19 protein-coding genes, 2 pseudogenes and 1 riboswitch are annotated in these 19,926 nt (G+C 37.2%); of the genes and pseudogenes, 14 read left to right on the top strand and 7 right to left on the bottom strand.

Going from position 1 to position 19,926, the window contains the following annotated elements; all coding sequences use genetic code 11:
- Positions 1 to 102: 102 nt before the first annotated feature.
- Positions 103 to 402, bottom strand: coding sequence for a nitrite reductase (locus SAY88_RS20230; RefSeq protein ID WP_332633960.1), 300 nt, complete (start codon positions 400 to 402; stop codon positions 103 to 105).
- Positions 403 to 683: 281 nt separating this feature from the next.
- The gene (locus SAY88_RS20235; RefSeq protein ID WP_332633961.1) at positions 684 to 1,052 is read right to left on the bottom strand and encodes a winged helix-turn-helix transcriptional regulator; all 369 of its coding nucleotides are present in this window, start codon (positions 1,050 to 1,052) and stop codon (positions 684 to 686) included.
- 223 nt (positions 1,053 to 1,275) lie between these two features.
- Between SAY88_RS20235 and zwf the strand changes: the two genes are divergently transcribed.
- The 12 genes and pseudogenes from zwf to SAY88_RS20295 all read left to right on the top strand — a co-directional run bounded on the left by zwf (position 1,276) and on the right by SAY88_RS20295 (position 12,924).
- The gene (zwf, locus tag SAY88_RS20240) at positions 1,276 to 2,736 is read left to right on the top strand and encodes a glucose-6-phosphate dehydrogenase (protein WP_332633998.1); all 1,461 of its coding nucleotides are present in this window, start codon (positions 1,276 to 1,278) and stop codon (positions 2,734 to 2,736) included.
- A 117-nt stretch (positions 2,737 to 2,853) separates the two neighbouring features.
- Positions 2,854 to 3,765, top strand: a complete 912-nt coding sequence (gnd, locus tag SAY88_RS20245; RefSeq protein ID WP_332633962.1) for a phosphogluconate dehydrogenase (NAD(+)-dependent, decarboxylating) — start codon at positions 2,854 to 2,856, stop codon at positions 3,763 to 3,765.
- A 69-nt stretch (positions 3,766 to 3,834) separates the two neighbouring features.
- Complete coding sequence (locus tag SAY88_RS20250) at positions 3,835 to 5,172, top strand: glucose-6-phosphate isomerase (RefSeq protein WP_332633963.1); 1,338 nt, start codon at positions 3,835 to 3,837, stop codon at positions 5,170 to 5,172.
- A 287-nt stretch (positions 5,173 to 5,459) separates the two neighbouring features.
- Positions 5,460 to 6,344: a carbon-nitrogen hydrolase family protein gene (locus SAY88_RS20255; protein ID WP_332633964.1), complete on the top strand. Its 885-nt coding sequence runs from the start codon at positions 5,460 to 5,462 to the stop codon at positions 6,342 to 6,344.
- Between the two features lie 16 nt (positions 6,345 to 6,360).
- The gene (locus SAY88_RS20260) at positions 6,361 to 7,026 is read left to right on the top strand and encodes a GNAT family N-acetyltransferase (protein ID WP_332633965.1); all 666 of its coding nucleotides are present in this window, start codon (positions 6,361 to 6,363) and stop codon (positions 7,024 to 7,026) included.
- 26 nt (positions 7,027 to 7,052) lie between these two features.
- Positions 7,053 to 7,724 (top strand): GNAT family N-acetyltransferase, encoded by a 672-nt coding sequence (locus SAY88_RS20265; RefSeq protein WP_332633966.1) that lies wholly within the window; start codon positions 7,053 to 7,055, stop codon positions 7,722 to 7,724.
- Positions 7,725 to 7,940: 216 nt separating this feature from the next.
- Entirely contained in the window at positions 7,941 to 8,483 is a 543-nt protein-coding gene (locus SAY88_RS20270) for a peroxiredoxin (RefSeq protein ID WP_332633967.1), read from the top strand.
- 129 nt (positions 8,484 to 8,612) lie between these two features.
- Entirely contained in the window at positions 8,613 to 8,930 is a 318-nt protein-coding gene (trxA, locus tag SAY88_RS20275) for a thioredoxin (protein ID WP_332633968.1), read from the top strand.
- A 46-nt stretch (positions 8,931 to 8,976) separates the two neighbouring features.
- The gene (gene trxB, locus SAY88_RS20280; protein WP_332633969.1) at positions 8,977 to 9,915 is read left to right on the top strand and encodes a thioredoxin-disulfide reductase; all 939 of its coding nucleotides are present in this window, start codon (positions 8,977 to 8,979) and stop codon (positions 9,913 to 9,915) included.
- A gap of 630 nt (positions 9,916 to 10,545) precedes the next feature.
- Positions 10,546 to 10,652: riboswitch (glycine riboswitch) on the top strand.
- Between the two features lie 135 nt (positions 10,653 to 10,787).
- Positions 10,788 to 11,018: pseudogene (locus SAY88_RS20285) on the top strand (lipoyl synthase); the annotation flags it as partial.
- A 39-nt stretch (positions 11,019 to 11,057) separates the two neighbouring features.
- Entirely contained in the window at positions 11,058 to 11,363 is a 306-nt protein-coding gene (locus tag SAY88_RS20290) for an iron-sulfur cluster biosynthesis family protein (RefSeq protein WP_332633970.1), read from the top strand.
- A 388-nt stretch (positions 11,364 to 11,751) separates the two neighbouring features.
- Positions 11,752 to 12,924 carry a sulfite reductase subunit alpha gene (locus tag SAY88_RS20295; RefSeq protein ID WP_332633971.1) on the top strand — a complete coding sequence of 391 codons (1,173 nt, stop codon included), beginning with the start codon at positions 11,752 to 11,754 and terminating at the stop codon, positions 12,922 to 12,924.
- Between the two features lie 230 nt (positions 12,925 to 13,154).
- Here the strand turns inward: SAY88_RS20295 and SAY88_RS20300 are convergent, their stop codons facing one another.
- Complete coding sequence (locus SAY88_RS20300) at positions 13,155 to 13,334, bottom strand: hypothetical protein (RefSeq protein ID WP_332633972.1); 180 nt, start codon at positions 13,332 to 13,334, stop codon at positions 13,155 to 13,157.
- A gap of 350 nt (positions 13,335 to 13,684) precedes the next feature.
- Here SAY88_RS20300 and SAY88_RS20305 point away from each other — a divergent pair, with 350 nt between their 5' ends.
- On the top strand, positions 13,685 to 14,053 hold the full coding sequence (locus tag SAY88_RS20305) for a winged helix-turn-helix transcriptional regulator (protein ID WP_332633973.1): 369 nt from the start codon (positions 13,685 to 13,687) through the stop codon (positions 14,051 to 14,053).
- 317 nt (positions 14,054 to 14,370) lie between these two features.
- Here SAY88_RS20305 and hxlB read toward each other — a convergent pair whose 3' ends face one another.
- The 4 genes and pseudogenes from hxlB to SAY88_RS20325 all read right to left on the bottom strand — a co-directional run.
- Entirely contained in the window at positions 14,371 to 14,928 is a 558-nt protein-coding gene (hxlB, locus tag SAY88_RS20310) for a 6-phospho-3-hexuloisomerase (protein WP_332633974.1), read from the bottom strand.
- A 16-nt stretch (positions 14,929 to 14,944) separates the two neighbouring features.
- Complete coding sequence (gene hxlA / locus SAY88_RS20315) at positions 14,945 to 15,586, bottom strand: 3-hexulose-6-phosphate synthase (RefSeq protein ID WP_332633975.1); 642 nt, start codon at positions 15,584 to 15,586, stop codon at positions 14,945 to 14,947.
- 733 nt (positions 15,587 to 16,319) lie between these two features.
- Complete coding sequence (locus SAY88_RS20320) at positions 16,320 to 16,739, bottom strand: hypothetical protein (RefSeq protein ID WP_332633976.1); 420 nt, start codon at positions 16,737 to 16,739, stop codon at positions 16,320 to 16,322.
- Between the two features lie 45 nt (positions 16,740 to 16,784).
- Positions 16,785 to 16,964: pseudogene (locus SAY88_RS20325) on the bottom strand (orotidine 5'-phosphate decarboxylase / HUMPS family protein); the annotation flags it as partial.
- 535 nt (positions 16,965 to 17,499) lie between these two features.
- Here SAY88_RS20325 and SAY88_RS20330 point away from each other — a divergent pair.
- Complete coding sequence (locus SAY88_RS20330; RefSeq protein WP_332633977.1) at positions 17,500 to 19,926, top strand: GcvT family protein; 2,427 nt, start codon at positions 17,500 to 17,502, stop codon at positions 19,924 to 19,926.

Genomic DNA, 19,926 nt, shown 5'->3' on the forward strand with positions numbered 1-19,926 from the left:
AACCCCTGGAAACGGTCCCTTTTGAAAATATATACTATAAGTACTGATTTACAACGTTAAGGAAATCCCAATATAAAAAGCCCGATTGTGGAATAAACTATTCTACTTTTTCTTTATACGAAGTTCAGCTACTTCTTCTAATATATGAATAAACTTTTTCTGTTCCCTCTTACTCCTTTTAAGTCGGTATACACGAATAGAACTTTCTAAATATTTTCTGACTTTTAGACTTACAAAAAAAGAGCGATGATGTTGTTCATTTTCATACAATTCTTCAAACCATGAGAACTGTTTTAATTTTTCTATATTCTTTTCGATTTTCTCTGTTTTTAAGCCTGTACGTCCACCACTAACAAGATCAGTACTGGATATTAGACTAAGTAAAATTGCGAATAAAGACATAATAAAAGAACCTAGTGTCTTTTTTTGAGTTTTGGGGGGACTTAGCGACATTAAAAAATCTCCCTTGAGAGAGGTTGAAGTGTTGATATATAGGCATATTCTCAACCACATGCAGGAATATAGGAATCTTAATGAAAAAGTTACTGCAGATGGTTTTAGCTTTACATATTTGATTTATGTAATTTTCTCAATGCTAATCAATCTTAATAATCCTGTTTTTCTTAACAGTTTTATCTCGCATTAATGGTGAATTCGCAATTTATTTCCAAAGAGATTTCTTTCTATTTGCTAGATTTTAGTTCTTCTTCTTCCTGGCTTTTCAAAATAGTTTCCATATAGTTCTTACCCCATTCGTACATCGATTCGAGAATAGGCATTAGACTTTCCCCTTTTTCTGTCAGTGAGTACTCTACTTTAGGTGGTACAACGGGATAAACTTCACGGTGAATAATAAGATCCTCTTCCAGTTCACGTAATTGGTTAACAAGCATTCTTTGAGTAATACCAGGTATAAGAGATTTCAATTCATTAAAGCGTTTTGTACCTTCTTTGCCGAGATGCCATAAAATTAGCATCTTCCATTTCCCCCCAATTACAGAAAGGGTTAACTCTTTTTCACAGTTAAACTCTTTTATACAAATACGTCCCATACATTTCACCTCCATGGCGGTTATAGAGTAACAGTATACTTTTTGACACTATATGAAAATAAAGTGCGTACTTACAAGTAAAAATTATACGCGTTATACTGATGTCTGTAAAGATGTTGAAAAAGTGATAAAGAACATAGGAGGGGATCTAATGAGTAAATTAGCTATTTCTCGCAGTGGTTATCTAGAGGAGAATTCTTTTGATGTTTCAAATATACTGGAACTGGATTCTATGACCTTTGTTTTATTTGGAGCAACAGGGGACTTGGCTAAGAGGAAAATCTTCTCTGCTTTATATAATTTATTTCTTGATGGCAAGATGCCTAACTCATTTTCAATTATTGGTTTAGGAAGAAGGGAATGGTCTGACTATACATTTCAAATCCATGTTGAACAGTCAATTAAAACATTCTCTAGGCGTTCGATTGATAATTCTTTAAAAATGGAAAAGTTTCTTGATGCATTTCGGTATTGTTCCTTGGATGTAACGGATTATGAAGGATATAAAAAATTACTTAAAACTATTGAAAAACGTGAAGAGCAATTAGGGCTGCCTGAAAATCGCATTTTTTACTTATCCGTTGCACCGGAGTTTGTGGATGTTATTACGTCAAATATTAAGGAAAGCGGGTTAAGCTCTAAAAAAGGGTGGAAGCGTCTCATTATAGAAAAACCATTCGGACATGATTTGAAATCAGCTTTAGAGTTGAATGAAAAATTAAGCCGGACATTTGAAGAGGAGGAGATTTATCGCATTGATCATTATCTTGGCAAGCCGATGGTCCAGAATCTTGAGGGATTAAAATTCTCTAATCCTGTACTTAAAGCGTTTATGAATAATCAGTACATTGCCAATGTACAAATCACAGCCAGTGAGACGGTTGGGGTTGAAGAGCGATCTGATTATTATGATCAGGTTGGAGCTATCCGAGATATGTTTCAAAATCATTTACTGCAGTTACTTATGATGACAGCCATGCATCTTCCCAACAAACTCAGCGCTAGAGAGGTCGGTAATGAGAAGGGGAGAATTATGGAATTTCTTCGGCCTTTGGGGAACAAAGGTGTCATTACAGATGTTATCCGGGGGCAATACGTTTCGGGAGAAATAGATGGCAGACCGGTTGTTGGTTATAAAGAAGAGCCTGGAATTGAGAATTCTTCAACAAATGATACGTTTATTGCAGCACGTTTATGGATTGATGCTGCTTTATGGAGCGGAGTCCCATTCTATATTCGTACGGGAAAAAGAATGAAGGAAAAGTTAACGCGTATTGTGATTGAATTCAAAAATCCGTTAAAAGATCTGAATATGCTCCAGCACGATGTAATGATGCCTAATCTTTTGGTCATCCAAATTAGTCCGCACGAAGGCGTTTCACTACAATTAAATATGAAAAATCCAATAACGAATCAAATTGAGCCTGTCAGTATAGAATTTTCAGCCAGTCCCAAAAATGTTCCAGAAGCGTATGAACTCTTGTTGTTCGATGCTATGCGCGGAGATTCAACATTCTTTACCCATTGGAAGGAAGTTGAATTATCGTGGAGATGGGTACAACCAATTCTGGAATCATTTGAAGAAAATAGCCTTCCCCTTCATCCGTATCGTTCGGGTTCAATGGGTCCAGATGCTTCCTACGAATTATTGCAAGAGGATGGTTTTAATTGGTGGGATTTATAAATACTCGGAAAGGCTGAATGTTCACAAGAAAAAGTCGATTTACAGATAACCTAGATAATGTCAAGAAAAATAGTGTACGAAAAAAGGTATTTTAACTTTATAGAGGGAGGGTACATCATGAAGGTCGGGTTAATCGGGTTAGGAAAAATGGGATTGAACCTAGGTAAGAATTTAATGGATCGTAAGCATGGAGTAGCTGTTTTTGATATAAACCAACGGGCTGTAGAAGAAATGGAAAAATACGGAGCTAAAGGTACTTCTAGTTTGTTAGAGCTTGTTCAATCATTAGAGCAGCCAAGAGTTCTTTGGTTAATGGTTCCCCATACAGTTGTTGATTCAGTCATTAATGAACTTACACCTTTTTTAAATAGCGGGGACATCGTCATTGAAGCTGGTAATTCCCATTATAAGGAATCCATTAATCGGTACAATCGGTTAAAACAATATGGTGTTAGCTTTATTGATGTTGGAACGTCCGGCGGGATGGAAGGTGCTCGTAACGGTGCTTGTTACATGGTTGGCGGCGATCCTGAATCCTGGAAAGTTGTAGAAACTATTTTCCGTGACACAGCAATAGAAAACGGATATTTATATGCAGGAAAAGCAGGGAGCGGTCATTTTTTAAAAATGGTCCATAATGGGATTGAATATGGGATGATGGCTGCTATTGGTGAAGGGTTTGAGGTATTAGAGAAAAGCGAATTTGATTATGACTACGAAAAAGTAGCAAAAGTATGGAACAATGGATCAGTGATTCGTTCGTGGCTTATGGATTTAACAGAGAGAGCCTTTTCTAAAGACGCAAAATTAGAAGACATAAAAGGGATTATGCATTCTTCGGGGGAAGGGAAATGGACGGTTGAAACAGCTCTTGACCTACAAACAGCCACGCCTGTAATAGCCTTGTCCCTATTGATGCGTTATCGTTCCTTAGAAAACGATACTTTTACAGGTAAAGTGGTAGCAGCTTTACGCAACGAATTTGGAGGGCATGCTTTAGAAAAAAGTGAGAACGCAATAAGATCTTAAGATAAGCAATTATTTGAAAATTCCGTATATGGGCAGTGATAAACATTCATATGAATAGGAGAAGTTTTCATGACGATTTCTTTTGATTACTCTAATGCATTACCGTTTATGAAAAAGAGTGAAATTCATTATCTAAGTGAATTTGTAAAAACAGCGCATAATATGCTGCACGAAAATAAAGGACCAGGATCTAATTTTCTCGGGTGGGTTGATTTGCCAATACACCATGATAAAGATGAATTTGTAAGAATTAAAGAGGCTGCTGAAAGAATTCGTAATCAGTCAGATGCTCTTATTGTGATTGGGATCGGAGGTTCTTATTTAGGAGCAAGATCAGCAATTGAAGCCTTGTCCCATAGTTTTCATAACCAAATAAACAAGCAGACACAAGTTTATTTTGCAGGTCAGAATATCAGTTCTACGTATATTACTCATTTATTAGAGCTATTAGAGGATAAAGAAATCTCTATTAATGTTATCTCTAAATCGGGAACAACGACGGAGCCTGCCATTGCTTTTCGGATCTTCCGTGATTATATGGAGAAAAAGTATGGGAAAGAGGAGGCAAGAAAACGGATTTATGCTACCACTGATCAAGCGAAGGGAGCATTAAAACAACTTGCTGATGAAGAAGGGTATGAAACCTTTATGATTCCAGATGATGTAGGCGGAAGATATTCTGTTCTGACAGCTGTTGGCCTCTTACCTATTGCAGTAGCTGGAATGAACATTGATCGAATGATGGAAGGTGCAGTAGAGGCTTACCATAAATACAACGATCCAAATCTTTTAACCAATGAGTGTTATCAGTATGCTGCTGTACGCAATGCCTTTTACCGTAAAGGGAAAGACATCGAGTTGCTTGTTAACTACGAACCATCTCTTCATTATGTATCTGAATGGTGGAAACAGTTATTTGGAGAAAGTGAGGGGAAGGATCAGAAAGGTCTTTTTCCTGCATCGGTTGATTTCACAACTGATTTGCATTCCATGGGGCAATATGTGCAAGAAGGATGCCGTAATCTAATAGAAACAGTGTTGCAGGTTAGAAAACCTCGTTTTGAGATAACGATTCAAGAGGATTCAGAAAATATCGACGGATTAAATTTCTTGGCCGGTAAGACCATGGATGAAGTCAATAAAAAGGCGTTTGAAGGGACAGTGTTGGCTCATATAGATGGGGGAGTCCCCAACTTACTTGTTGAACTGAACGAATTGAATGAATATACCTTTGGTGAAATGGTTTATTTCTTTGAAAAGGCTTGTGCCATCAGCGGACACCTGCTAGGTGTAAATCCGTTTGATCAGCCGGGGGTGGAAGCCTATAAGAAAAATATGTTTGCTTTACTTGGTAAGCCTGGTTTTGAAAACGAAAAGGACATTCTTATGAAACGGTTATCTAAATAATTAGTATTATAACTTCAGCTTTTATTGATGACTATTTTGTGTATTTAGATTAGATACCTTCTGAGTAAAAAGGTTGAAATACTTATAGGATTATATCCGGCAGGGGTTAAGAGTGTTTTTTATTGATGGTCGTGTTTATGTAATAACGAAAATAAAAGAGACCATAGAGGGTTATTTCTACCTTATAAGGACCTGAAGTGTCTTGATTCTCCTTATCCAGTACTTTCGTTGTTTAAAAATAAGAACTTCAAAGAAGGCATATAAAGATGTTAAGAAAGGAGAAGGCTATGAAACTAAGAGTCTCAGCGATTCAATATCAGCTACGCACGATACAATCCTTAGACGAATTTGCCAAACAAGTAGAACATTATATGAAAACAACTAAAGAATTTGGAGCGGATTTTGTCATGTTCCCGGAATTTTTCACTACTCAGCTAATGTCTATTGGCAATCAGCAAGGCAATTCTTTGACAATTCAAGATTTGCCTGATTTTACGGAACAGTATCGGTCTTTATTTATAAATTTCGCGAAGCAAACAAAGATGCATATAATTGGAGGAACTCATGTCATTCGTAAAGGTGACCGATTATACAATGTTGCTCATTTGTTCTATCCGGATGGAAGAGTCGCAGAACAGGCAAAGCTTCATATCACTCCGACGGAAGTGAAGGAATGGAACATGACCCCTGGTGAAAGCCTAGAAGTGTTCAAGACTAACAAAGGAACAATTGCCATGTTGACCTGCTATGACATCGAATTTCCGGAAATTGTCCGAATGGCGAAAGCGAAGGGGGCTGATATCATTTTCTGTCCTTCATGTACCGATGACCGTCATGGATTTCATCGTGTTCGCTACACTAGCCATGCGAGAGCCGTTGAAAATCAAGTGTATGTCGTTACTACCGGTACAGTTGGTTCCCTTCCTACCGTTGACTTTATGCGAGGTAATTTTGGACAGGCAGCAGTGATTACGCCAAACGATGTTCCATTCCCTCCCCGAGGTATTCTAGTAGAAGGTGAAATCAATCAAGATATGATTGTAACGGCTGATTTGGATTTAGAGCTGTTATATCAGGTTCGTGAAAGTGGTTCTGTCACCACATGGCGTGATCGTCGTACCGATCTTTATCCAGATTGGGAACCCAAAAAAGAACTCATCGCACAAGTGTAAGTAAGGAGGAGTCGCCGTGTATCAAAAAGAGTTTTTTGTCTTCGACGAGGATCGTCCTGCCCTGGCGGTGATCCGTAATTATAAAGAAGAGGATTTTTCTGGTTTAATTCGCATTCAACAGGAAAGTTTCCCTCCGCCATTCCCATCTGAATTATGGTGGAATACGGAGCAATTACACAACCATGTTACCTTGTTTCCCGAGGGAGCGTTATGCATTGAGGTAAATGGTGAGATTGCGGGTTCAATGACCGGGTTGCTTGTTGACTTTGACCCAAATCATCCGGAGCATACATGGGAAGAGATTACGGATAATGGCTATATTAGCAATCATAATCCTAATGGAAAGACTCTTTATGTCGTCGATATTAGCGTGCGGCCTTCCTATCGAAAATTAAGATTAGGAAAATGGCTAATGCTAGCAATGTATGATGTTGTCGTTCACAAGGGGCTGGACCGGTTGTTAGGCGGAGGCAGAATGCCGGGGTATCATAAAAAAGCAAAGGAGATGACGCCGGTACAATACCTTGAGGCAGTCGTAAAAGGGGAACTAAAAGATCCTGTCATCACCTTTTTACTTCGCTGCGGCCGTACTCCTATTAAAATAGTAGATAACTATTTGGAGGATACAGAGTCTTCCAATTATGGAGCGCTCATGGAATGGAAAAACCCTTTCTACACATGAATATTGAAACAAGGAGAAGGACGAAAATGGAATATCGAAGAATTGAGAGTATACGAGATCCTTTATTCAAACAAATGCATCAATTAATGCAAGACATATTTCCTCCAGAAGAAGTATTGGAATTCGACCTTTGGAAAGAACCTCTCGAAGATCCAGGAATCCGTGTCTTTGTTGCTGATCTTGAAGGGGAGGTAGTAGGGGCGACGGAGTATCGCTATTATGAGGATTTTAATGTTGCGATGACAGACTTTACAATCATTGGCCGCGACGGGCTCGGCATTGGTCCGTTTTTAGCCCAAAAGAGGTTCGAGGACTTAAACGCCTTAGCCGTAGCGAGTGGAAAGCAGCTTTTCGGGATGTTCGCCGAAATTTATGATCCTTATCGGGTAGAATATCATGAATTTGGCGCAGTGAAATCTATGGATCCATATGTTCGCCGGGAGGTACTGTCCCATCTTGGTTATAAGCGTCTAAATTTTCCTTATGTCCATCCATCCTGGCACAATGATGGAGAGGCCGTAACAGGACTTGATCTTTGTTTTCTTCCAATGGAATCCAGCAGCACTGAAGTGAAAACAGAACTAATTGTGAAATTTTTGAAACGTTATTATTCGGTCTTGTCAAATAAGCCAAAGTCTTGGCATGAAATGATTGAGAACTTGGAAGCAGAAGAAGCGGTAACATTATTGCCAATTTAGTTTATAAATTCATATAACATTTTTATATAATTCCAACTTGATACTTCAACACTTTTCTATATCCAAAGAGGTCATCTTTATATGGATAATTAGACTGTAACATACATCAATTAAGATCATATTGAGTATATGGCTTGTTTAAGGAAACAAAGGGCTTGATTGATTAATATATTAACATGTTAATAACATAAAAAATTAAATAAGGGGATGAATAAAATGGTAGAACGTATGGTAGGTAAACAAGCACCGCGCTTTGAAATGGATGCAGTTATGCCCAATAAGGAATTTAAGAAAGTAAGTTTAGAAGAAAATATGAAGAACGGTAAATGGACCGTACTATTCTTTTATCCGATGGATTTTACTTTTGTTTGTCCAACTGAAATCACCGCAATGTCTGAACGTTATGAGGAGTTTCAAGATTTAGATGCAGAGGTAATCGGAGTTTCTACAGATACCATACATACGCATCTTGCATGGATTAATACTGATCGTCTAGATAATGGTCTAGGAGAGTTGCACTATCCTTTAGCTGCTGATACCAACCATGTTGTCTCCCGGGAATACGGCGTACTTATTGAAGACGAAGGCATTGCACTTAGGGGATTGTTCATTATTAACCCTGAAGGTGACTTAATGTACCAAGTTGTATTCCACAATAATATTGGGCGTGATGTGAATGAAACACTTCGAGTGCTTCAGGCACTTCAGACAGGGGGATTATGTCCAGCTAACTGGAAACCAGGCCAAAAAACATTGTAAATAATTATGGGGTTTACTTATTTTATAGCTATATAGAATCATAAATCTGAATGTTTAGACTCCTTAGCATGACGAATGAGGAGTATAAGTGAAAAAATGAAAGAATGGCTCATAAAGGGGGAAATTTCAATGTCGAATGTAGTAGCAGTTAATAAAGCTAATTTTGAAGAAATTACAAATTCTAATGAGGTAGCGGTCATTAAATTTGGCGCGCCATGGTGTGGTCCGTGTAAAATGATTGCCCCAGTATTGGATAGTTTATCCCTTACTATAGAGAATGTGACATTTGGAGATGTCAATATTGATGAAAACAGTGAATTAGCAGAAAAATTTAATATTATGAGTGTTCCTACTACTTTAATTTTTAAAAATGGTTCAGTGGCTAAACAGAGTTTAGGGTTTTCTCCAGAGGAGAAATTAAAGGGCTTAATTTCTCAATATCTTTAAGGAGTATTAACAGATCCTGTTTACTTGGAAAGAAGAGGTGTTGTATATGAGCTATAGCATTTACGATGTCATTATTATTGGTGCAGGTCCTGGTGGTATGACAGCCGCTGTTTATACCTCAAGGGCCAATCTTAAAACGTTAATTTTAGATCGTGGAGTGCCAGGTGGACAACTTCAAAATACGGAAGAGATAGAGAATTTCCCTAGCTATTCACATATATCTGGACCAGATTTAGCGCAAAAGATGTTTGAGCACTCTTTACGCTTTGGTGCCAGGTATGAACAAGCAAATGTAGAAGACATTGTAAACGAGGGCAATATTAAAGTAGTATATGCAGGGAATAAAACTTATCAGACTAAATCTGTCATTATTGCTACAGGTACTAAATATAAAAAGTTGGGCGTTCCTGGAGAAGAAGAATTTTCAGGTCGAGGTGTATCATGGTGTGCCGTTTGCGATGGAGCCTTTTTTAGGGGAAAAGAACTAGTTGTTATAGGTGGGGGAGATTCTGCCGTAGAAGAATCGGTTTTTTTAACTAAGTTTGCTAAGAAAGTAACCGTCCTTCATCGCCGGGACCAATTCAGAGCTCAGCCTATTTTAGTGGAGCGGATGCTTAATAATGATAAAATTGATGTGATATATGATACTGTTGTCAATGAGATTATAGGAGAGGATAAAGTAACTCATGTCCTTATTGAAAATATAAAAACAGGTGAAAAGAAGAGTTTTCCGGTTGATGGTGTGTTTGAGTATATAGGGATGAACCCTGTTTCAGATTTCGTGAAAAATCTAAATATTACGGATGAAGAAGGGTGGATCATAACGGATAATCGAATGAAAACGAATATCCTTGGAATTTTTGCGATAGGAGATATTAGACAAAATGCAGTCCGGCAGGTAGTAGCTGCTACTGGGGATGGATGTATTGCAGCACTAGAAGTTCAACATTACCTAGAAAATCTATTAATACTAGAGGCTTTTTAAATTATATGTATTTGAGAGAGTTCCAGTTGAATCCTTATTTTATTAATAAGGTTACGCTCATAAAAGAACAATACTTTGGGATGTTGTTTCTAGAGTCTTTGATTATTTAAACTAAGATGCAATTCCAAGAAAATTAAAATATGAATTTAACTTCATTTTGGGAAGTTCATCCTTTTGTGAACTTTCCCTTTTTCATTATATGTATGGATTATATTCCAAGTAGAATAGATAAATATTACTTTTCCACACTTATCCGACGTCTTCTGTAGAGCAGTAGTATAAGTATATCTACGGTCTAGAAGTTACTTAATAGTGATATGAGTTTATTGTACTATCAAAAACCACGTAAGTTTACCTGACAAATTAATATGAATATCTTCAACTAGTCTTTATATTAAAACTATAAAGAAATATAGATTTAAAAACTATGAAAGTAAGGTTCACTGCAGGTAGGAAGATAATTTTTTTCTGATCAATCATGTGTAGTAAAAAACAATTAAAGTTTCAATCTGTATAATTTCATAATGGCGGATGATGGTTGTGGGAGAGTGCAATGCGACAAGCCACCGAAGGAGCAAGTTCCAAAAAGACCCTTGGAAACAAATCTCTCAGGTAGAATGAACCACAACGGGACGCACCTCTGGAGAGCGCGTATACAGTAGTACGCCACCAAAGGGGAAGACTCTTTGAATTAAGAATGGAGTTAAACTCTCAGGTAAAAGGACAGAGAAGGGTAGAGAACGTTATGCTACCCTTCTCTGTCCTTTTTTGTATGTAAAAAAGTAGTGAAGCATAATGTTTAAACAGTTTTCATAGAAAAGTAAGTCAGTAGCAAGAAAGAGATTTCTTCAAGTTATAGTTGGTACAGCCAAGAAACGATGGATGACCTTCGTGCTAACGATGTTGATATTATAACAATTGGTCAATATCTACAGCCAACGAAACGCCATTTAAAAGTACAAAAATATTAGAGCCCACAGGAGTTTAATGAATTAAAGGAAATTGCATTGTTAAAAGGGTTTAGTCACTGTGAAGCAGGCCCGCTCGTTCGCTCTTCCTACCATGCAGATGAACAGGTCCGTGCAGCAAAAGCGAATGTGTGATATTAAAAGGTAGGACACTGGTGAGAAGGAGAGAATCCGATGGTTATTACGTTAACAGAGGTGGCGTTGAAAAAGCTAAAAGAAATGGTGTTCAAGGACGAACAATCTCCTCGAATTGACGCTGATATAGCTGGGGGATGCGGGATGACTGTTAAGTTTACGCTAGTTTTTGATGAATCGCGACGAAACGATACGATTATTGAGTACGAGGGGATCCAGATTCGAATGGATCGTTTTACGAAACGTTATTTAGATGAAGAGGTCCAAATTGATTATACAGATGAACGTGGCTTTCTTATTGGAGAAACCTTAAGTTCAACTGCATGTGTACAGTGGGACGATTAAATTAAAAAGAAAATCTTTAATACAGTAATGAGTATAGGTAGAAACACTAATATCAGAGATATCTAAGCAGAAGAAAGACAAGTAATTCAGTATGTTCTATGTGGTAGACAATATAATATAAACGAAGATTACGAGGATGAGGAGATTGATAGGAACAGAGCTCGTATCGAATTTTAGGTGGGGTATGTTGGCTATTTTTTAGATATGGTTTTTTCTTCGTAAAGAAGTCGTACAGTCAAATTCGATCACATTATGGTGCTTGTTTTTATGCTTGTTATATTATTTAAGTTTCTCTATGAAATGCTACATAGTAGTTTTAGAGTGTTAGGATGATACATTTTATTTTTTGTTATACAAGCAATATATCTATCTTTGGAGGTTAAGAGCTATGAAACTTAATTTAGATACTAAAAATGCCAAAAGTGAGAAACTCCCATTTTCAAGGACCAATCCATTTCAAGCAAAGATTTTAAAAAATATTAATTTAAATAGAGCTGGCTCTAGCAAGGAAACAAGGCATATTGAGTTATCATTACAAGGGTCAGGCCTTTCTTATGTCCCAGGTGATGCACTTGGCGTTATCCCATCAAATGATCCAGAGCTTGTGGCTTCTCTTATTAAGGAAATGGAATGGGATGAAGAAGCGGTTGTAACTGTTAGTAAGCAAGGTGAGACACTGCTACTGAAGGAAGCGTTAATAAGCTACTTTGAAATTACACTGCTGACGAAGAAGATTTTACAACAGGCAGCTGTATTTTCAGAAAACGAAGAGCTGCAAAAGCTTGTGCTGGTTGAAAATGTAATTCAACTAAAGGAATATTGTTATGGGCGTGATCTGCTTGATATGTTACGTGATTTTGGTCCATGGAAGGCTTCAGCTCAAGAAATCGTCTCATTATTAAGAAAAATGACGCCGCGTCTCTATTCTATTGCAAGCAGTATTACTGCTAATCCAGATGAAGTTCATCTAACCATCGGTGCTGTACGCTACACGGCGCACGGACGTGATCGAAAAGGCGTTTGTTCTGTTTTATGTGCAGAACGTGTTCAAGAAGGAGATACGCTTCCAGTCTTTGTTCAAGCAAATAAACACTTCTATTTGCCAGAGTCTCAAGATAAAGATATTATTATGGTTGGGCCTGGGACAGGCATTGCACCATTCCGTTCTTTTATCCAGGAACGAGCAGTGAATAAAGCTACTGGCCGGTCATGGCTATTTTTTGGAGACCAGCATGCAGCGTCAGATTTCCTTTATCAAAGTGAGTTGGAAAAATATCAACAAGATGGGGTATTGACAAGACTTGATACTACCTTCTCCCGTGATACGTCTCAAAAAATTTATGTGCAACATAAAATGCTCGAACATAGCAAAGAATTGTTTGAATGGATTGAAAAAGGAGCGTATTTCTACGTTTGTGGGGATAAGAAACATATGGCGAAAGACGTTAACGAAGCGCTTATTACTGTTATTGAAAAAGAAGGCGCGATGGCCCGCGATGCAGCTGAAGCGTATCTTAAACATATGCAGAAGCAAGGGCGTTATCAACGTGATGTGTATTAAAAACAAAGCGTTTTAAGTATACAGTTATATTGTTTTTCAAAAAGTAACCCTTTGTTCCGGTTGATATGGAGGGTTACTTTTTTGTTGTCTTTCTTTTTTTCATTATTTTACAAGATAAGCTGTTTTGGATGCAAATCACCCTTTTAAAAAATACATCACGGGGAGATGAAAAAGCACCTGCTCACCGATAGATGTTAATTTTTTGACGAGTTTCTTCCTATTATATAGGTTTATTTTTGTACTCCTTCTTCATACTCCCTGACAGATTTATAAAAGGTCTTCTTTTTTAGACCTACTTCCTGCATAGCCTTCACAGCTGTCATCTCTCCTGTTTTCCATCGATGGTACACTTCTTTAAACCCATCTGTTACCTGATCTTTTGGCAAGCCAAAAGCTGCGCCGTTTTGCAAAGCTACATCAACTCCTTCACGCTGCCGTTTTCGAATTCGGTCTCGATATCCTCTGCCATCCAAGAAAGGATCTGTAGAACCAAATCTGTAATGAAAGTACCAAGACTATCTCTTTCCTATAATTGCAATGCCGCATTGGGATTCTGCTGAAAATTTTTTGTTAGCTTAAAACTAATCTCTAAATCTTGAACATACTAATGTTTAAGATTTAGAAAAATGAATACATAAATTTATGTTAGGAACTCTGACATAATTGTAATGTAATTTAAAAAAACAATTTAAAATGAATTAATAATATAGTAGTTTCGAAAAAGACATATTGTTATTTATTTTTCCTAGGGGGGAAACACATGGGGTATAATACTTGTGATAAGATGTTTAACTGTGAAAAGGAGTTAACACTTTCTATTATTGGAGGTAAATGGAAGTTGCCTATTTTATGGTACTTGGGTAAAGAGGGAACGAAACGATTCAGTGAACTGAAGTCTGTTATCCCAGATATTACCCCAAAAATGCTTGCTAATCAGTTGCGAGAGTTGGAAAAAGACTTTATTGTTGAGCGTAAAGTTTATCCCGTTGTTCCACCCAAAGTGGAATATTCACTTAGTGAAAAAGGAAAAACTCTGATGCCGATTCTTGATTCTATGTACGAATGGGGAAAACACCATATGGAGACTGTTATGAAACAAAGAGTAGAAAAAATTGAATTTATCAAGTGAAAAATCTTTTTCTTCTATTAACGGCTTAGCTCAGTTTTAGTCTGGTTTATTTGAATAACTCAATTCTTGCTAAAAATATAAACAGCATGTTATGAGACTTCTCAAAAGTGATTTTAAAGCAGGAGATTAGAGATATATAAATATACGAAACTATTATGTTGCATTGAAAAGGCTCCGGATTTTTTATTAAGTCCGGAGCCTTTTTATAAGGATCATTGTCGTAATTAGGATTATATGTTAAATCATGATGCTGTTTCAAATTGTAGCAGTCTTAACTTTAAGAAACTTATCTAAGGATCTAACCAAAATTTCTTTTTCTACTCAAGATTGGCATGTCTGCCAAACATAGTTTCGGAATTCAATCCCTTTTTCTCCATAGCTCTTAATACAATGGCATCAAAGAATAATAGGAGCGTTTGTTCAAATAATGATCCCATTGGCTGTATGGTGTTAAATTCACTGTCTGTTTCGGTCTTAGATTTGGCAGGTAATTTAATAGAAATATCGGCTACTTTTCCAAGCGTTGATTCAGGAAAAATGGTCACAAGCGCTACGGTTGCACCTAAGCTTTTTGCTTTTTCAGCCATCGATATTAAACTTTTCGTTTCTCCTGATCCGGATCCAATAATCAAAATGTCGTCCTTTTCTAAGTTAGGGGTGACGGATTCGCCTACTACATAAGTATCTAAACCCATATGCATCATTCGCATTGCAAAGGACTTAGCCATAAATCCAGATCGCCCTGCACCAGCCACAAAAATTTTCTTTGATTCAAGAACATGGTCTACCATTTTCTCAGCTTCTTCATTAGTTAGTAAGTCAGCGGTACGATTTAACTCTTTTAAGATTTCAGTGAGATATTGAGTTGTCTGCATAATTATTTTCCTCTTCTCATGCAAAAGTTTCTTGTTTAATTAATCTTTGCATTTGAGCAGCAACTGCCTTTTTATCTTCTTGTCCTGTAATACCACCGCCTACAATCACAAGATCAGGCTGTGATTGTACCACTTCTGGAAGTGTGTTTAATTTAATCCCACCTGCTACTGCTGTTTTTGCATTCTTTACGACACGCTTAATGGCTTGAAGCTGTTCAAAAGGGTTTTCTCCAGCTGCTTGAAGATCATAGCCTGTGTGAACGCAAATATAATCCACACCAAGTGCATCCACTTCATATGCACGCTGTTCTAAGTCTTTTACATTAATCATATCGACAAGAATTTGTGTCCCTTGTTTTTTAGCTTCTTCCACAGCCCCTTTGATTGTTGCATCATCAGTTGCTCCAAGTACAGTAATAATATCAGCACCAGCTTCAGATGCCTTCATCACTTCATATGCACCTGCATCCATGATTTTTAAATCGGCTAATACTTGTAAAGAAGGAAACGCTTCTTTAATTTCTTTTACAGCTCTAAGCCCTTCATTAATGACAACTGGTGTACCAATCTCTACAATTTCAACATACTCCTGTACCTCATTTACTACTTCCTTTGCCTCCGGAATATTGACAAGATCCAATGCTAATTGAAGTTTCATATCTTCTTCACTCCTCATTTAAATTTTTATTATCATGTTTCTATAACTTATTCTAGGTTAAATTTTTCAATAAAGTAAGTACGCACTTTAATATCATATAGTGACTAAAAGTATACTGTTAGAAAAAATTTTATAAAAGATACATGAAATCCGCCTCTTTAGTACAACTTTTGTTTTTCTCTTTGGTATATTCTTTTGTCGAACATTAATAGCTATTTTTTAGATTAATATGATTTATTTCACCTCATAGACAATTGATAACTCTTTATTAGAACACCAGAAATTTCAAAGGCTATGTTATTTACGAATTATTGCCGCTAATTACTTTTTAAAAAAGTAGTAAAATCAGTATTTCACGAACGTTTAGGATAGATATGAAAAAATATGAGTTATAGTTCGTGGCGGAATAGTATAAATATTCAGAATATTTACAATGTAATTGGCCATCGACATTATCTACTATGGTTTATAATCAGAGTTTCACCTTTGAAAGATTTAGCCTATTATAAATTTATTTTTGATTCAGCAACCTATCTACATTCAGACTGGTATGAGTAATCGATATTTATTTTGTAAATACACAAATGGGATGGACTCACAATACACGTAATTCCTTACAACAATAAGTTCTATCAAAGAAATGAACTGAAACTATAGATTATTTGGAAGAACACCCTTTGGACTTATGATTTAAAGTAAGACTATAAGGGATATTTATTAAAGTAACTTATTTTCAGTCCGCTGTATTGGCCTTGGAGCTAGAAATGAGAAGTGGCTTCTTATTGATAGGGATTTTACCAATGAGAATGACTCCAACGATCCCAGAAATCCTTTTATTATATATGGATAACATAAAAGTTACTTCATCCTTCCACTGGAAATCTATATCGTGAGTGTCTGCTTCCAAATTTAACTCTATATTATTCAAAAGCACACTTTTCTTTTCTTCTGCTATGCAAGTTGTAATATCTAATTTGTCCCAATAAGTCATTGAATAGTTACGAATACCGATTTTGATATTTTCTACACGCAAATCAATTAGAATCGACAAAAAATGTAGTGCATTATTAGAATTTAATTGGGTCGTTTTTAATGGGGGGAGGTATACAATTTTCTCTAATGTCCTTTCATTGGAAAATAGCCTTTTAAACATTCAAGATTCCTCATTTCCTTCATTCTCATCGCCAAAAGTAAATGACACCACATAAGCACCAGCGTCCATAATTTTTAATCAGCCAACACTCTTAAAGAAGGAAAGGCTTCTTTGATTTCTTTTACCGCACGAAGACCTTCGTTAATCACAACAGGTGTTCTAATTTCTACAACATCAATATGCTTCTGAAATGTTTACAAGATCTAACGCTAACTGAAGTGCCATAAAATGTTTACTCCTTAATAATTTAGTTTAGTTGATATGGTTTTTAGTGTAGATGAGATGCTGACAAAAAATAAGTACGCACTTTGAAATCATATAGTTACAAAAAATATACTATGGAAGAACGGATTGATATAGTAGCATGCGTGTTTGTCTAATTCGGTAAAGGATCCACTCTACAAAAAAATGAGAAGCTCATATTGGCATAATTACGTTTCGATCCTTAGATACAAATTCATGATCAACCAACTAGTTTTTCCTGCTCACTCCATCAAACCAAAACAAGCTAAGTTAACTTGTAGATAATTCCATTCCAAAAAAAGTTCGTTATTCCTGTGAAATTGCTGTTTATTTTAGCTATACAAGTAGCTATACAAGAAAAAAAGGGGTCATTTTACGAACAATCAAAAAAAAAGACCTTGAAAATTATGTGTTATATTTTCTGACGAAAATTGTTTAAAAATTCTGAGTATGAGAGTTATAATTCCCTCAACAAATTAATTTTTGTTATAAGCAAGAAGGAGAGGGATGCCGCGTTATGGATCAAAAGAAAATTATCATCATTGGAGCTGGTGTTGTTGGATGTAGCACTGCCTACTATTTAAGCAAAATGGGTCAACGAAACATTACGGTCATTGAGCAAGGACCACTATTTGAAACAGGGGGGTCGACATCTCATGCCCCTGGACTTGTGTTTCAACTTAATTCTTCAAAGCTATTAACAACCTTGGCCAATCAAACAGTCGAATGTTTTAAAGAGTTAAGCTCTGACGAAAAACCATCTTTTCATTCTGTTGGAAGTATTGAAGTAGCTAGTACTCCCGAACGGTTAGAGGATTTGAAACGTAAGGCAGGGTTAGCTGCATCGTGGGGAATGGAATCATTTATTCTTTCACCGGAAGAATGTGAGGAAAAGTGTTCACTTATCAATTCGGAAAATATTTATGGAGGACTATATGTACCGTCAGATGGAATAGCCAAACCGCTTCGTGCTAATGAAAAAATGGCTGAATTTTCTATATCTCAAGGCGCGGTATTTTATAGTCATACAGAAGTAACCGACTTTGATGTTGTAGACAGCCAAATAAAAGCTGTTGAAACAACGGCTGGAAGATTTGAAGCTGATATCGTTATTTGCTGTGCCGGATTTTGGGGACCTCGTATTGGGGAGATGGCAGGTGTGACGATTCCTCTTCAACCACTGGCACATCAATATGTGTTTACGAATGATTTACAGGAATTAGCTGACGAAACAGAAGAAGTAACAGCTCCTCTTATCCGTGATCAAGATCGTGCTATGTATTATCGTCAAGTGTTCAACGGATTGGGCATTGGCTCGTATCAACATCGTCCATTGCCTGTTGAGATTCGTGAAATTACCAAATATGGCGAAACGAAAGAAATGCCATCTGTAAAGCCATTTACACCGGAAGATTTTGAAAAACCATGGCAAGATTCACTTAAGCTACTTCCTGGATTAACACAAGCAGGTTTAAAAAGAGGAATCAATGGCATCTTCTCGTTTACGCCTGATGGAATGCCGCTGCTTGGGGAGGCGCAGAATGTTCGTGGATTCTGGGTGGCGGAAGCGATCTGGGTTACTCATTCTGCCGGTGTAGGAAAAGCAATGGCTGAATGGATCATCAATGGTACACCAAGTCTCGATTTGGAGCTGTGTGACATTAATCGCTTTGATAACTTTGCCCTAAACCCGACATTTTATAAAAAGCGCTCGATTGAAAATTTTGAAAAAGTATATGCTATCCATCACCCTTTTATGCCGCCAGAAACAGCGCGTGAGATGCGTGTCAGCCCATTTTATCTACGGCAAAAATCATTAGGGGCTTCCTTTAACGAAAAATTGGGATGGGAGCAGCCACAATGGTATGACGCAAATGCCTTACTTGTTGAAAACTATAAAAATGCCATTTTCAAGCGAAAAGGTTGGGCCGCAGAATATTGGGAGCCAACGATTGAAGCTGAGCACCTGCATACTAAGCAATATGCTGGACTTTATGATGCTACAGCTGCCAAAAAACGATTAGAAATCAAGGGAGAGGATGCAGTTGAATTTTTACAAAAATTAACAACAGGAAATATTGACATTTCGGTTGGCCAAGTAATGAACACGTTCATGCTAAATGAATTAGCTGGCATCAAAGATGAAATCAGGGTCATCCGTACAGGAGAAGCAGCCTTTCTTGTTCTTTGCACAGGTGCAGTGGAAGCTAGTTGGATTAAAAGACATTTGCCAATAGAAAGTAGAGTTGTGATTCAAGATGTAACAGCTGCAACTTGCAGTCTTGCCGTAATCGGGCCTAAGGCATCAGACGTGCTGCAGTCTCTTGCTCCTGAAGCCTTTACATCAAAGGTATGGCAGCCTGGACAAGCCAAAGAATTGTTTATTGGAAATGTTACCGTATTAGCTGTTTATGATTCCTATCTTGGTACAGAAGGATGGGAGTTATTTACGACTTTCGCTCAAGGATTGCAATTATGGGATCGATTAGTTGAATCCGGACAACCATATCAGCTCATTGCCGTTGGAGACCGTGCCCTTGAAAATCTTCGAATCGAATCACTTAAGTTAAGAAGTGGTAAAGACTTTTGGAGTGAGCATAGCCCATATGAAGTAGGGCTTCATCATATGGTTGACCTTAACAAACAAACTTTCATTGGAAAAGAAGCGTTGCTTGAACGTAATGATGAGGGACCGAAACTTCTGGCAATTACATTAGAACTGAATGACCCTTCAATGGTTGTAATGGGGTATGAACCTGTATTTGATGAAGATACAGCGGTTGGTTTTGTCACAAGTGCTGGATATGCATATCATCTCGGCAAAGGGGTTGTACATGTATTGGTATTACCTGAAGCTGTAAAAGCAAGCAAGGAATTAAGTATTGAATACTTCGGAGAGCGTTACACAGCAAAAATCATCAGAGAATCTGTTGTGACTGTCTAA

Source organism: Halalkalibacter flavus (genome assembly GCF_036663575.1).
GTDB lineage: Bacteria > Bacillota > Bacilli > Bacillales > Bacillaceae_D > Halalkalibacter > Halalkalibacter flavus.